Source organism: Bacteroides sp. 1_1_14 (assembly GCF_000162515.1).
Lineage (GTDB): Bacteria > Bacteroidota > Bacteroidia > Bacteroidales > Bacteroidaceae > Bacteroides > Bacteroides thetaiotaomicron.
The window spans coordinates 37,635-52,330 of the sequence record NZ_GG774712.1 but is presented as its reverse complement, the minus strand read 5'-3'; the positions used below and the strand labels follow the sequence as shown (position 1 = coordinate 52,330).

Genomic DNA, 14,696 nt, shown 5'->3' with positions numbered 1-14,696 from the left:
GTGGAAAACGGTACGGTGACGCTGATAGGCGCAACGACCGAGAATCCGTCATTCGAAGTGATCCGCCCTCTCCTCTCCCGTTGCCAGCTTTATGTGCTCAAATCTTTGGAAAAGGAAGATTTGCTCGAACTTCTGCAACGTGCCATCACCACCGACACCATACTGAAAGAACGGAAAATCGAACTCAAAGAAACGACAGCCATGCTGCGCTTCTCCGGCGGAGACGCCCGTAAACTGCTCAATATACTTGAACTTGTAGTGGAATCGGACACAGAGGAAACGGTTGTCATCACCGATGACATGGTAACCGAACGTCTGCAACAGAATCCGTTGGCTTACGACAAGGACGGGGAAATGCATTATGACATCATTTCCGCTTTTATCAAGTCTATCCGTGGCAGTGATCCGGACGGGGCTATTTACTGGCTCGCCCGCATGGTAGAAGGTGGTGAAGACCCTGCTTTCATCGCACGAAGACTCGTTATCTCTGCTGCCGAAGATATAGGTCTGGCCAATCCGAATGCATTGTTGCTGGCGAATGCCTGCTTTGAAACTCTGATGAAAATCGGCTGGCCCGAAGGGCGCATCCCTTTGGCGGAAACAACGATCTATCTGGCAACGAGTCCCAAAAGCAATTCGGCATACAGTGCCATTAACGATGCATTAGAACTGGTACGTTCGACCGGAAACTTGCCTGTACCTCTGCATTTACGCAATGCTCCCACCAAGCTGATGAAGCAACTGGGATATGGACAAGAATACAAGTACGCCCACAGCTACGAAGGCAACTTCGTGAAGCAACAATTCTTGCCGGACGAGCTGAAAGAAAAACGAATATGGCAACCTCAGAACAATGCCGCCGAACAGAAGCATGCAGAACGGATGCAGCAGTTATGGGGAGAAAGGTTTAAATAAGTAATAAGTTATAGGTAATAAGTAATAATCGTAGCTGTGAAAGAAAACTTGATGAAAGAGAAATCAACGAGGTTTGCAATTCGAATAATTAATCTATATAAATATTTAAGGGATTGCAAAAAGGAAACGATTCTTTCAAAACAATTATTACGTAGCGGGACTTCGATAGGAGCTAATATAAGAGAGGCTGTCTATGCTGAGTCTCATCTTGACTTCATACACAAATATTCCATTTCTCTAAAAGAATGTTCTGAAACAGAATACTGGCTATATTTACTTCAACAAACAGAATATATAAGCGATGAAGAATATGAATCAATTAATACAGACTGTCTGGAAATTCTTAAATTACTGACAGCCACAATTGTAAAACTAAAAAATAATGGGAATGCCCCATAATATTTATTACTTATTACTTATTACTTATTATGAAAATAGTAGTTTTAGACGGCTTTGCCGCCAACCCCGGTGATTTATCATGGGAAGGTTTGAAAGCTCTCGGAGAATGTACCATTTATGACCGTACTGCCCCCGAAGAAGTATTGGAACGCGCAGCCGGAGCTGAAGTGATTCTGACGAATAAAGTAATCATCAACGCCGATCACATGACTGCCTTGCCCGAACTGAAGTATATCGGTGTGCTTGCTACGGGATACAACGTAGTGGATACGGCAGTAGCCAAAGAACGTGGTATTATTGTAACTAATATCCCTGCATATAGCACAGCTTCCGTTGCACAAATGGTATTTGCGCACATTCTTAATATCTGTCAGCAGGTACAGCATCATTCGGAAGAAGTCCACAAAGGTCGTTGGACCAATAACAAGGATTTCTGTTTTTGGGATACTCCGTTGATAGAATTGCGGGATAAGAAAATCGGTCTTGTCGGATTGGGAAATACAGGATATACTACTGCTCGCGTTGCCATCGGTTTCGGTATGCAGGTATATGCTTTGACTTCAAAGTCTCACTTCCAGTTGCCACCGGAAATCAAGAAGATGGATTTGGATCAGTTGTTCAGCGAGTGTGATATTATCAGTCTGCACTGCCCGCTCACTCCGGAAACTCACGAATTGGTGAACGCACGCCGTCTTGCCATGATGAAGCCGAATGCTATCTTGATTAACACGGGTCGTGGCCCATTGATCAACGAACAAGACCTTGCGGATGCTTTGAATAGTGGTAAGATTTATGCTGCCGGAGTAGATGTACTTTCTTCGGAACCTCCTCGTGCCGACAATCCGTTGCTGACTGCAAAGAACTGCTACATTACTCCGCATATCGCGTGGGCAAGCACAGAAGCTCGTGAGCGTCTGATGAATATTGCCATTAGCAATCTACAGGCTTATATCTCCGGAACACCGGAAAATGTAGTGAATAAATAGGATTACCAAGAAAGTAGCTAAGCCTAAGAGAATATGTCGAAGCCCTCATAGATTAAAGATCATCCTCGCTACAACTATCTGTGGCGAGGATGATTTCGTTAAAAGGGGAGTTTGACACATCCTCTTCTTTTAATGTCTATCAAAATTACCTTAATAGGAATGTCCTCCTTCATCCATCTCCTTCTCCGTAATCTTATGGCGGTCGATACTACGCCATGCATAGAATATATAAGCTATCACAAACGGAACAAGAATAGAGACATAAGCCATAGTCTTCAGCGTAAATTCACTCGAACAGCTGTTAGCCAATGTCAGCGAACTTTGCAAGTCCGTATATGAAGGATAATAAGCAGTGTTATTATATCCGGCTACGAGTAACAAAGCCAAGACTGTCAGCACTGTACCTATCCCTGCAAACCAGATTCCTTTGTCGAAAGTCTTTTTCAGAACTGTCTTACCGATTCCAAAAAGTACCAATACTACACCTATCAGGAAGATGATCAGAACTACCGGCATTTCTATAAAGTTGATAAAGTACTTATAAGGCTGCATATAAACCTCCAATGTATCCGGATTGACAGCAAAACCGTCAGAAACCAATGTACGGATTACAAATGCCAAAAAGAATACAAGGAAGAAAATAGTATTATTCAATACTGCACGACGACATTTATCGGTCAGTTCCTTATCCGCTATACTATTAATGAAATAGAGCGAACCCAACACACGTGCCAAAAAGAATACAGCCAGTCCGAGAATAACATTCCAGATATTAGTCAACGCGTCCAGTCCGTGCCATCCATTTCCCCAATGACTGATAACCGGCATAATCGTATCCGTCATATTCGCCTTATTGATATAGAAATCAGAACCGGTGAAGAAAGTAGCAACTGCTCCACCCAGCAACAGAGGTCCTACAACCCCATTAATTACCAAGAAAGTCTGATAGGTCTTTTTACCCAGCAAATTCCCTGCCTTGCTCTGGAACTCGTAACTCACAGCCTGCAACACAAAACTGAAAAGAATAATCATCCAAAGCCAGTAAGCCCCACCGAAACTGGTACTGTAAAACAACGGGAACGAAGCAAAGAAAGCACCTCCGAACGTTACCAGCGTAGTAAACGTAAACTCCCACTTACGTCCGGTAGAGTTCACCATCATCTTACGATGTTCCTCCGTCTTACCCAAACAGAACAACAAAGAATTTCCTCCCTGCACAAATAATAAAAACACAAGTATGGCCCCCAGCAAGGAAACGACCAGCCACCAATATTGTTGTAGAAATATATACATAATATGTAAGTATTAAGTTTTAAGTAATAAGTAACAGGTAATAAGTAATAGGTAATAAGTAATAACCATGCTGATAAATCAGTCAGCAGCTACGATTATTACTTAATACCTATTACCTATTACTTATCTCTTCTTCCGGTCCTTTCTTAATCGCCTTCACCATAATCCCTATCTCCGCAATCAGCATTACGGTAAACAAGATCAGGAAGATAAAGAAAGTAGCCTGAACGGAGCCTACATCCAATTTAGAGATAGCCGCCGATGTAGGAAGCATATCGCGGATAGCCCAAGGCTGACGACCGCATTCGGCAACCACCCATCCTGCCTGTCCGGCAATGTAAGCCAAAGGAATGGTCAGCAGAGCGATCCAATGCATCCAGCGCATCTTACTCAAATCTTTCTTATATATAAAGAAGAGCACAACGATGAAGAAAAGGATAAAATATCCGCCCAGGATAACCATTATACGGAAAGCGTAGAAGTTCAGAGGAACATTCGGAACCAGCTGATTCACATCTTTAATATATCCGTATCCGAAGTATGGCATATTCTCCTGCAAAACCTGATAGGCAACAGCGGCATCTTCCTCGTGCCCGGCGCTCTTCGCTGCACGATAAGCAGCCAGCGCTCCGATAGCGGTCTTACCCCGCTCTATCTTTTCGGCTGCCGACAAAGCAGTCGTACCGTCTTTCAGCTGATAGCCGCCTTCGATAATATTGGTAATTCCGGGGACATACCCGTCCACATCCCGCTCGGCAAGGAACGAAAGCATACTGGGTATCTCAATCCGGAACAGGAAAGGGTCTTTCCCATCATTGTAAGTCTTCTTTTCGGGGTTCAGCATTCCTATTCCCACCAGACCTACATTGGTTCCTCCTTCATAAAGTCCCTCTACAGCCGCCAGTTTCATCGGTTGGGTCTGTGCAATCTGATAGCCGGAACCATCGCCCGTCCATACAGCCAGCAGTGAAGAGACAAGCCCGAAGATAGCACCGATCTTTATGCTTGCAAGCGCAAACTCGCGATTACGTTTCTTCAGCAGAAACCAACAACTGATTCCTACAACGAACACGCCACCAAGTACCCATCCGGACAATACCGTATGAAAGAACTTGTTGACCGCTACAGGCGAAGTTGCCACCGCCCAGAAATCAACCATCTCATTACGCACTGTATCGGGATTGAACTCCATACCTACCGGATGCTGCATCCATGCGTTTGCTACGAGAATCCACCAAGCGGAGATCGTAGCCCCCAGACCAGTCAGCCAGGTAGAAGCAAGGTGGAAGCGTTTGCTCACCTTATCCCATCCGAAGAACATGACAGCGATAAACGTGGCTTCCATAAAGAACGCCAAAATACCTTCGATAGCAAGCGGCGCACCGAAAATATCACCTACAAACCAAGAATAATTACTCCAGTTCGTACCAAACTCAAACTCCAGGATCAATCCTGTCGCTACACCGATGGCGAAGTTAATACCGAAAAGTTTCATCCAGAACTTGGCTGTCCGCTTCCAAAATTCATTGCCTGTTTTATAATACAACGTCTCCATTATTCCCATCACCACAGCCAGTCCGAGGGTGAGCGGAACGAAAATCCAGTGGTACATGGCTGTCATCGCAAATTGGGCTCTCGACCAATCGATCAGCGAGGTGTCAATACTTTCAATCATAATCTTATGTAGTTTAAGAGTTAAAAATCAGTGGTTTTCTCCGGAAGTGCACGCTGTATCAGCTCATTTCCCACATACGTACCCTTGTCGGCATCTGTAGGATGATCGCCGAGAAAGTCGGGAAAGAAGAAAATTTTGAGGATGAAGAACATAATGAATAATTTCACTAAAATAATAAGCCACAAAGTACGACCTAACGTCATACTACGGAAACCCTCCAAATAAAAGTTCCATATTGCAAGCAGTGTATTCTTCATAAGCTGACCTTAGAATTTGTAATGAGTACAAATATACAATTTTTATAATTAAAACAAACAAGTAAGGCAAAATGTTGCATGATTTGTATGGTTTTTCTCAAAAAACCTGCCTATCGACAGAAAAAAACATTTAACGGCGAAAAAGCGCCATCTGTCTATCGCTTTTGCAGCTAATATAATATGTACGTACCTTCGTTCCAGTAAATCAATAGACATATAAAAATATGATAAATGTAAGAAGATTGACAGTGATAGCATTTCTTGGAGCGGGTCTGCTGCCCGGTATATCCGCCCAGGAATCTTCTGTGCAGACAGCCGCCCAGAGCGAGATGAATCTCCCCGCCCAATGGGATTTACAGTCGTGCATCGACTATGCGTTGCAACAGAACATTACGATTCGCAAAAACCGGGTGAATGCGGAAAGTACACAGATCGATGTGAAGACAGCCAAAGCTGCCCTGTTCCCCAGTCTGTCGTTCTCAACGAGCCAGAACATGGTGAACCGTCCGTATCAGGAATCAAGCAGAACGATCAGCGGAAGCGAGGTGATCGAGACAACCAGCAAGACCAGTTACAATGGCAATTATGGTCTGAATGCTTCGTGGACCATTTATAATGGTAGCAAGCGACTGAACACCATCAAACAGGAGAAGCTGAACAATCAGGCAGCCAATCTGGATGTAGAAACGTCCGAGAATAGTATTCAGGAATCTATTGCTCAGATTTACATTCAGATTCTCTATGCAGCGGAGTCCGTCAAGGTTAATGAAAACACGCTGCAAGTTTCCATTGCGCAACGCGACCGCGGACAGGAACTTCTGAATGCCGGAAGCATTGCCAAAAGTGATCTGGCACAACTGGAAGCTCAAGTCAGCACCGACCGTTATCAATTAGTAACAGCGCAAGCCACTCTGCAGGACTACAAATTACAACTGAAACAACTGCTCGAATTGGATGGGGAGAATGAAATGAATGTCTATCTCCCCGCCCTGTCCGACGAAAACGTACTGTTGCCATTGCCCACCAAGAAAGATGTGTATATGAGCGCGCTCACCCTCCGTCCGGAAATCGAGGCGAGCAAACTGAGCGTAGAGGCTTCGGAACTGGGTATCGATATCGCCAAAGCGGGATATCTCCCCACCATCAGTCTGAGTGCAGGTATCGGAACGAACCACACCAGCGGCAGTGACTTCACCTTCGGAGAACAGGTAAAGAACGGATGGAACAACTCCATCGGTGTTTCCGTCAGCGTTCCTATCTTCAATAACCGTCAGACCAAGAGTGCCGTGCAGAAAGCGAAGTTACAGCGCGAAACGAGTTTGCTGTCGCTGCTCGACGAACAGAAAACGCTGTATAAGACCATCGAAGGACTTTGGCTGGATGCAAACAGTGCGCAGCAACGTTATGCGGCAGCGAACGAAAAGCTGAAAAGTACACAGATCAGCTACGACCTGATCAGCGAACAGTTCAATCTGGGCATGAAGAATACAGTAGAGTTGCTGACGGAAAAGAACAACTTGCTGCAAGCACAGCAAGAGCAGCTTCAAGCCAAATACATGGCGATACTGAACACTCAGTTGCTGAAGTTCTACCAAGGAGACAAACTGGCATTATAAGCCTTCTTCCTTACTAAAAGCGGAATATAAATAAGTAAAACAGAATATAGAATGAAAACGAAAAAGATTATCCTGATCGCTGTGGCAGTTGCCGTAGTAGTGGGCGGAGGAATCTGGTTCTTTACAGGTTCTCCGGCAAAGCACAAGGTGATGTATGCCAGTGCGACTGTCAGTAAAGGCGATATCTCCAATTCGGTGACTGCCACCGGAACAATCGAACCGGTGATAGAAGTAGAAGTCGGTACGCAGGTATCCGGTATCATCGACAAGATTTATGCAGATTACAACTCGGTAGTAACCAAAGGACAGCTGATTGCCGAAATGGACCGTGTCACTTTACAGAGTGAACTGGCATCCCAGCAGGCAACTTACGATGGTGCCAAAGCCGAATTTGAATATCAGAAGAAGAACTACGAACGTAGCAAGGGATTGCACGATAAGTCATTGATCAGCGATACCGACTACGAGCAGGCTCTCTATAATTATCAGAAGGCCAAGAGCGCTTTCGACAGCAGCAAGGCATCTCTGGCAAAGGCAGAACGTAACCTGTCATACGCTACGATTACTTCTCCGATAGACGGAGTAGTCATCAGCCGCGATGTAGAAGCCGGACAGACCGTAGCTTCCGGATTCGAAACTCCTACCCTCTTCACCATTGCGGCCGACCTGACGCAGATGCAGGTAGTGGCAGACGTAGACGAAGCTGATATAGGCGGTATCGAAGAAGGTCAGCGTGCCAGCTTTACTGTCGATGCCTATCCGAATGATGTGTTCGACGGAGTCGTGACACAGATTCGTCTGGGAGATGCAAGCAGTAGCAGCAGCGCCAGTTCAAGTACCAGCACGGTAGTCACTTATGAAGTGGTGATCTCTGCTCCGAATCCGGACTTGAAGCTGAAACCGCGTCTGACAGCCAATGTGACTATCTTTATCCTTGATAAGAAAGATGTATTGTCTGTCCCCAACAGAGCTTTGCGTTTCACCCCCGAAGCACCGTTGATCGGTAAGAATGACATCGTGAAAGATTGCGAAGGCGAACATAAGGTATGGACGCGCGAAGGAACCACCTTTACGGCTCATCCGGTAGAAATCGGAATCAGTAACGGTATTTCCACAGAGATCATCAGTGGTGTTGCCGAAGGAACCAAGGTCATCACGGAAGCCACTATCGGTGCTATGCCGGGCGAGAGTATGGATGGAGAACCGGGTCAGGGAAACGGAGAAAGAAGCCCGTTCATGCCAGGACCTCCGGGAAACAACAAAAAGAAAAGCAACAAGTAGCCAAGTATGAAAAAAGTAATTGAACTTCAAAATATCAAACGAGACTTTCAGGTGGGAGAAGAAACCGTCCATGCGTTACGGGGCGTTTCGTTCACCATCAACGAAGGTGAGTTTGTGACCATTATGGGTACTTCCGGTTCGGGAAAGTCCACACTGCTCAACACGTTGGGCTGTCTGGACACTCCTACCAGCGGGGAGTATCTGCTCGATGACATCTCCGTGCGTACCATGAGCAAGCCTCAGCGTGCCGTACTGAGAAACCGGAAAATCGGCTTCGTCTTCCAAAGCTACAACTTGCTGCCCAAGACGACGGCTGTGGAAAACGTAGAGTTACCGCTGATGTACAATTCGTCAGTGAGTGCTTCTGAACGTCGCCGGCGTGCCATCGAAGCGTTGCAGGCAGTAGGCCTGGGCGACCGGTTGGAGCATAAGTCCAACCAGATGTCCGGAGGACAGATGCAGCGCGTAGCCATCGCCCGTGCACTGGTAAACAACCCTGCGGTCATCCTTGCCGACGAAGCAACCGGAAATCTCGACACACGTACGTCTTTTGATATACTTGTCCTGTTCCAAAAGCTTCATGCGGAAGGACGTACCATTATATTCGTAACGCACAATCCCGAAATCGCGCAATACAGCAGCCGGAATATCCGCCTGCGCGACGGTCATGTCATTGAAGATACAGTCAACACGCATGTCCTGTCCGCCGCCGAAGCACTAGCCGCATTGCCCAAAAGCGATGAGGATTGAAGATAAGTAATAGGTAATAAGTATTAGGTATCAGGTATTAAGTATTAGGTATCAAATATTAAGTATTAAGTAATAAGTAATAGTAGTTTATGAATGGAACTAACTTATTTAAAATAGCTCTCCGGGCATTGGCGAACAACAAGCTGCGTGCTTTCCTCACCATGCTTGGTATCATCATCGGTGTCGCTTCCGTCATCACGATGCTCGCTATCGGTCAGGGATCGAAGCGAAGCATCCAGCAACAGATATCGGAGATGGGATCGAACATGATCATGATCCATCCGGGAGCCGACAGACGGGGGGGGTCCGGCAAGACCCATCGGCTATGCAGACGTTGAAGCTGACCGACTATGAGGCCTTGCGCGATGAGACCAATTTCCTGTCCGCCATCAGTCCTAATGTGTCTTCGTCGGGACAGCTTATCGCGGGTAACAACAACTACCCGTCATCCGTCAGCGGTGTCGGGCTGGAGTATCTCGACATCCGTCAGCTGAGTGTAGAAAGTGGAGATATGTTTACGGAAGCCGATATACAAAGTTCGGCTAAGGTCTGCGTGATCGGTAAAACGATTGTAGACAACCTCTTTCCGGACGGAAGCGATCCGATAGGGAAAATCATCCGCTTCAACAAGATACCGTTCCGGGTGGTCGGTGTGCTCAAAGCCAAAGGGTACAACTCTATGGGACAGGATCAGGACAATATCGTACTGGCTCCTTACACCACCGTCATGAAACGATTGCTTGCCGTCACCTATCTTCAGGGTGTCTTTGCTTCTGCCCTATCGGAAGACATGACCGAGTATGCTACCGATGAAATCACGGAAATCCTGCGGCGCAACCATAAATTGAAAGCTTCGGACGAAGACGATTTCACCATCCGTACCCAACAGGAGTTGAGTACGATGCTAAACTCTACCACCGATCTGATGACCACCCTGCTCGCCTGTATTGCCGGGATATCTCTGGTAGTGGGCGGTATCGGTATCATGAATATCATGTACGTATCCGTCACCGAACGTACCCGTGAAATCGGTCTGCGTATGTCCGTCGGCGCACGTGGCGTTGATATTCTGAGCCAGTTCCTCATCGAGGCTATCATGATCAGTATTACGGGAGGTCTTATCGGAGTCATCATAGGCTGCGGAGCCAGCTGGATCGTGAAGAGCGTGGCACACTGGCCTATCTTCATCCAACCTTGGAGTGTCTTCCTTTCTTTCGCAGTCTGCACCGTCACCGGAGTCTTCTTCGGATGGTATCCTGCAAAGAAAGCAGCAGATTTAGACCCGATAGAGGCAATCAGATACGAATAAAAAACTATCTTTGTCTTTATGAAACAAAGCCTAACATCCGCACGTCGTCCCCTGGAAGCACTGATACACATTATCGGCTGGGGGATTATGTTCGGTTTTCCGTTCTTCTTTGTAGAGCGCGAAAACGGAAACATCAACTGGATGGCATACTTACGCCATTCTGCCGTACCGTTGTCTTTCATGATCGCGTTCTACGTCAACTACTTCCTGCTGGTTCCCCGATATCTTTTTCAGAGCCAGACCAAGAGATATATTACTTACAATATTCTCCTGTTGTGTGTCATCGGTCTGATGCTGCACCTTTGGCGGAGTCTGACATTCGATCCTTCCTTTGTTCCCAAGCCTCACCGGTCGGGTGGTCCTCCGGGATGGCTGTTCTTTGTCAGAGATATGCTGAGTCTCGTCTTCACCATCGGACTGAGTGCCGCCATACGTATGAGTGCCCGATGGACACAAGCGGAAGCTGCCCGTAAGGAAGCGGAACGGAACCGTTCGGAAGCGGAACTGAAGAATCTGCGCAATCAACTGAACCCGCATTTTCTGCTCAATACGCTGAACAATATCTATGCCTTAATTGCTTTTGATACAGACAAGGCGCAACAAGCTGTGCAGGAACTAAGCAAGCTCCTACGCTATGTGTTGTATGATAATCAGCAGACCTACGTCCCGCTAGGCAAAGAGACTGACTTTATCCGCAACTATATCGAACTGATGCGCATCCGCCTGTCCTCCAATGTACAGATGACTACGCAGATTGATATACTGCCGGACAGTCGGACTCTTATCGCACCGCTTATCTTTATCTCGCTGATCGAGAATGCCTTCAAGCACGGTATATCGCCTACGGAACGGAGTTTTATCCATATCCATCTTGCAGAAAATGAGACGGAAGTGATCTGCGAGATAAGCAACAGCAACCACCCGAAGAACATAATGGACAAGAGTGGTTCGGGGATAGGACTGGAACAGGTGAACCGACGACTGGAGATTCTTTATCCAGGCCAGTATACCTGGCAGAAAGGTATTTCGGAAGACGGCAAGGAGTACAGATCAAGGCTGAGCATCCGTGTGAGGGAGAGTATTAATAAGTAATAAGTATTAAGTAATAGGTAATAATTGAGAGTATATTCGGTTTAGGTAATTAAATAAAATATAGAGAATTATGATATTACGTTGTGCCATTGTAGATGATGAGCCATTGGCTCTGGGCCTACTGGAAAGTTATGTGAATAAGACTCCGTTTCTGCAACTTACAGGAAAATATTCCAGTGCAGTTCAGGCAATGAAGGAGTTGCCGGGCGAAGAAGTCGATCTTCTTTTCCTTGACATTCAGATGCCGGAACTTAACGGACTGGAGTTCTCACAAATGGTAGATTCCCGTACGCGTATCGTTTTTACCACCGCATTCGGTCAATACGCTATCGACGGTTATCGTGTCAATGCACTCGATTATCTGCTGAAACCGATCTCGTATGTCGATTTCCTGCAAGCAGCCAATAAAGCCCTGCAATGGTTCGAGCTGGTGCAGAAGCCGGAAGAGATAGACAGCATCTTTGTAAAAAGCGACTATAAGCTGGTACAGGTAGAACTGAAAAAGATCATGTACATCGAAGGACTGAAAGATTACATCAAAATATATACGGAAGATGATGCCAAACCCATCTTGTCACTCATGAGCATGAAAGCCATGGAAGAGCTTTTGCCTTCCAGCCGGTTCATACGTGTACACCGTTCATTCATCGTCCAAAAGGACAAAATACGGGTGATCGACCGTGGACGTATCGTCTTTGACAAAACGTATATCCCCATTAGTGATAGTTACAAGCAGGTTTTTCAGGCATTTTTGGATGAAAGAAGCTGATGATTGTCTAATTTATCGGCAAAAAAGTGAATTTTGTCGATTATAGTTTGTCAGAAATCGGTTTTATATGTAACTTTGCAACGAACAGAAAGGGATTGTGAAATTCCAAGAATAGAATAGTTTAGTTAAGTCTAGTTTAGTTTTTGTGTTGAGTGCTTCCTCGTCGGCGGACGATCTAGGAAGCACTTTTTATTTATCTATTTATAGAACAAGCTGGACGATAGCACTAAATCAAAGAAAAATAACATAAAGTTTGATTATACCTAAAGCTCTTTTATATTCTATTAAATCTTAATGCATTTCTTTTTGCGAGCAAAGACTTGACTCCGTTTGTTTATAGGGGGATGCTCAAACAAGAACAGCTCTCCAGACGTTATACTACTGATATCAACCAAATTATAAACATTAATTGCAGATAATATGTGTTTCCACAACTCCATGTCAGCCAAAGCCATCAAAGTTGCCGCCCGTTACGGACGCCAATCGGATGTAGTCGAGATTTACCAAAGCATTCTTGACGAACAGTATCATGTGAATGCGTTCACTTTCCCCAGATATCCTATCATTACTTCTTCGGACGAAGTACAGGTTTTCAACTGGGGACTCATCCCTTCTGGGTAAGAAGCGAAGAGGATGCGACAGAAATAAGAAAGATGACACTCAATGCCCGTGCGGATACCATTTTCGAGAAACCGTCTTTCCGCGAACCGATCATGAAGAAACGGTGCATAGTGCCCAGTACCGGCTACTTTGAATGGAGGCATGAAGGAGCAAACAAGATACCTTATTATATATATGTGAAAGATGAACCTATCTTCTCGATGGCCGGCATCTACGACCGTTGGCTGGACAAGGATACGGGAGAGGAACACGAAACTTTCTCCATCATCACCACTGACACCAATTCGCTGACCGATTACATCGATAACACCAAGCACCGGATGCCCGCCATACTCACCCAAGAGGAGGAAGAGAAATGGCTCAATCCCTCATTGAGCAAAGCCGAAATAGCTTCTTTACTGAAACCCTTCGATACAGAGAAGATGGATGCATACGTTATCAGAAACGATTTCTTAAAGAAATCTCCCAATGATCCGACAATAGTACAAAGGGCATAGGAAAAAGAAGTTTATCCTAAAAAAGTGAGAGGTGTGAGGGAGGAATTGCAACTTTTATATTTTTATTTCACTGTTTCTACTCTCTAATTTTTCTGAAAAAAAAATACGAATGTTAGAAATCCTCTCTCACTCCTCTCACTTTTTCCCCTTTATTTCATGAAATTCGGAAGAAAGTACAAAAAGAAACAGAGTTCAAAGAGTAAAACGTGGTGGGAAATCCGGAAAACATAACCATCTTTTCCGAACTTCCCACCACGTTTTATCTAGTTCGCACCGTCCGGTGATTTACTCACCCAACTCGCCCAGCAAATCATACGACGGCGCAAAGAAAAGCGTCCCCGTTATTGCCGTACTGAAATCGAGCAAGCGGTCGGTATTGCCCACCGGACTGCCGATAAACATATTCTCCAACATCCGGCGAGTCGTGCTGAATGTACTAGCATACCCAATAAAATACGTACCATACTCCCCCTTCGAAGTATTGGCAAACGGCATATTGGCACGTACAATCTTCAGATCATCACCGATATTGGTCACAGCATTATGCGCATTCTCCGGCTTCTCTTCGTCCGACAGCTCCACATCATTGAACTTATGACGTCCGATCACCTTTTCCTGCTGTTCCACCGGAAGCGCATTCCACGCAACCATATCATGAATGTATTTCTGCACAAACACATAACTGCCTCCTGCAAAATCCGCATCCTCCTCGCCTATCACCGCAAAATGATAGGGATTCTCATCGACAGCAGGATTCTCCGTACCGTCCACAAAGCCGATAATCGCCTTACCATCCATATAGCGGAATCCATGCGTCTCATCAACAGACACCACAGCCCCTTTAAGCTTCTCATCAAGGATAGAAGCAAACTCGAAACACAGCCCCATCTGCTTCGCCCGAATATGGAACAACAAATCACCGGGAGTAGAAACAGCTGTATACTTCTCCCCTTTTATCTCGGAGAAAGTACTCAGCTCTTTCGGTTTACCCTTATCGGGGAAAAGCCGCGTCCACGCATCAGCCCCGAATCCCATCGTGCAACTGAATTGCATATCAGGAAAACGATTGCGCATACTACGGATCATTGCCGAGAAATTGGCACATACATCCTTTACTTTATCAACCGTATCGGGGGAATCTGTCAGGTTATAGACTATAAATATTACATTCTCTCCCTGTTTTCCGGCCACATCCTGTGGGATATGACCGCCGAACGAATTTTGAAATGGATTCAT

At 45.7% G+C, this 14,696-nt stretch carries 12 protein-coding genes and 2 pseudogenes; 10 read left to right on the top strand and 4 right to left on the bottom strand.

What is annotated here, in order from left to right; translation table 11 throughout:
- The 3 genes from HMPREF9007_RS02905 to HMPREF9007_RS02915 all read left to right on the top strand — a co-directional run.
- Positions 1 to 915 (top strand): replication-associated recombination protein A (locus HMPREF9007_RS02905; RefSeq protein WP_032850737.1); only part of this gene is annotated, 915 nt, incomplete at its 5' end.
- Between the two features lie 51 nt (positions 916 to 966).
- A complete protein-coding gene (locus tag HMPREF9007_RS02910) occupies positions 967 to 1,314 on the top strand; it encodes a four helix bundle protein (RefSeq protein ID WP_008763433.1) in 348 nt (115 codons plus the stop codon).
- 29 nt (positions 1,315 to 1,343) lie between these two features.
- The gene (locus tag HMPREF9007_RS02915; RefSeq protein WP_008763432.1) at positions 1,344 to 2,300 is read left to right on the top strand and encodes a D-2-hydroxyacid dehydrogenase; all 957 of its coding nucleotides are present in this window, start codon (positions 1,344 to 1,346) and stop codon (positions 2,298 to 2,300) included.
- Positions 2,301 to 2,450: 150 nt separating this feature from the next.
- Here HMPREF9007_RS02915 and HMPREF9007_RS02920 read toward each other — a convergent pair whose 3' ends face one another.
- The 3 genes from HMPREF9007_RS02920 to HMPREF9007_RS02930 all read right to left on the bottom strand — a co-directional run bounded on the left by HMPREF9007_RS02920 (position 2,451) and on the right by HMPREF9007_RS02930 (position 5,525).
- Positions 2,451 to 3,593 (bottom strand): cytochrome d ubiquinol oxidase subunit II, encoded by a 1,143-nt coding sequence (locus tag HMPREF9007_RS02920; protein ID WP_008763431.1) that lies wholly within the window; start codon positions 3,591 to 3,593, stop codon positions 2,451 to 2,453.
- A 112-nt stretch (positions 3,594 to 3,705) separates the two neighbouring features.
- Positions 3,706 to 5,268 (bottom strand): cytochrome ubiquinol oxidase subunit I, encoded by a 1,563-nt coding sequence (locus tag HMPREF9007_RS02925; protein WP_008763430.1) that lies wholly within the window; start codon positions 5,266 to 5,268, stop codon positions 3,706 to 3,708.
- Positions 5,269 to 5,288: 20 nt separating this feature from the next.
- Complete coding sequence (locus HMPREF9007_RS02930) at positions 5,289 to 5,525, bottom strand: DUF4492 domain-containing protein (protein ID WP_008763429.1); 237 nt, start codon at positions 5,523 to 5,525, stop codon at positions 5,289 to 5,291.
- 224 nt (positions 5,526 to 5,749) lie between these two features.
- Here HMPREF9007_RS02930 and HMPREF9007_RS02935 point away from each other — a divergent pair, with 224 nt between their 5' ends.
- The 7 genes and pseudogenes from HMPREF9007_RS02935 (at position 5,750) to HMPREF9007_RS02965 (ending at position 13,460) form a co-directional block, all read left to right on the top strand.
- On the top strand, positions 5,750 to 7,141 hold the full coding sequence (locus tag HMPREF9007_RS02935; protein WP_008763428.1) for a TolC family protein: 1,392 nt from the start codon (positions 5,750 to 5,752) through the stop codon (positions 7,139 to 7,141).
- 51 nt (positions 7,142 to 7,192) lie between these two features.
- Entirely contained in the window at positions 7,193 to 8,422 is a 1,230-nt protein-coding gene (locus HMPREF9007_RS02940) for an efflux RND transporter periplasmic adaptor subunit (RefSeq protein ID WP_008763427.1), read from the top strand.
- Between the two features lie 6 nt (positions 8,423 to 8,428).
- The gene (locus tag HMPREF9007_RS02945) at positions 8,429 to 9,172 is read left to right on the top strand and encodes an ABC transporter ATP-binding protein (RefSeq protein WP_008763426.1); all 744 of its coding nucleotides are present in this window, start codon (positions 8,429 to 8,431) and stop codon (positions 9,170 to 9,172) included.
- An 89-nt stretch (positions 9,173 to 9,261) separates the two neighbouring features.
- Positions 9,262 to 10,481 (top strand): annotated as a pseudogene (locus HMPREF9007_RS02950) (ABC transporter permease).
- Positions 10,482 to 10,499: 18 nt separating this feature from the next.
- A complete protein-coding gene (locus tag HMPREF9007_RS02955) occupies positions 10,500 to 11,573 on the top strand; it encodes a histidine kinase (RefSeq protein WP_008763424.1) in 1,074 nt (357 codons plus the stop codon).
- Between the two features lie 70 nt (positions 11,574 to 11,643).
- The gene (locus HMPREF9007_RS02960) at positions 11,644 to 12,342 is read left to right on the top strand and encodes a LytTR family DNA-binding domain-containing protein (RefSeq protein WP_008763423.1); all 699 of its coding nucleotides are present in this window, start codon (positions 11,644 to 11,646) and stop codon (positions 12,340 to 12,342) included.
- A 420-nt stretch (positions 12,343 to 12,762) separates the two neighbouring features.
- Positions 12,763 to 13,460: pseudogene (locus HMPREF9007_RS02965) on the top strand (SOS response-associated peptidase).
- Between the two features lie 285 nt (positions 13,461 to 13,745).
- Here the strand turns inward: HMPREF9007_RS02965 and HMPREF9007_RS02970 are convergent.
- Complete coding sequence (locus tag HMPREF9007_RS02970; protein WP_008763422.1) at positions 13,746 to 14,696, bottom strand: Dyp-type peroxidase; 951 nt, start codon at positions 14,694 to 14,696, stop codon at positions 13,746 to 13,748.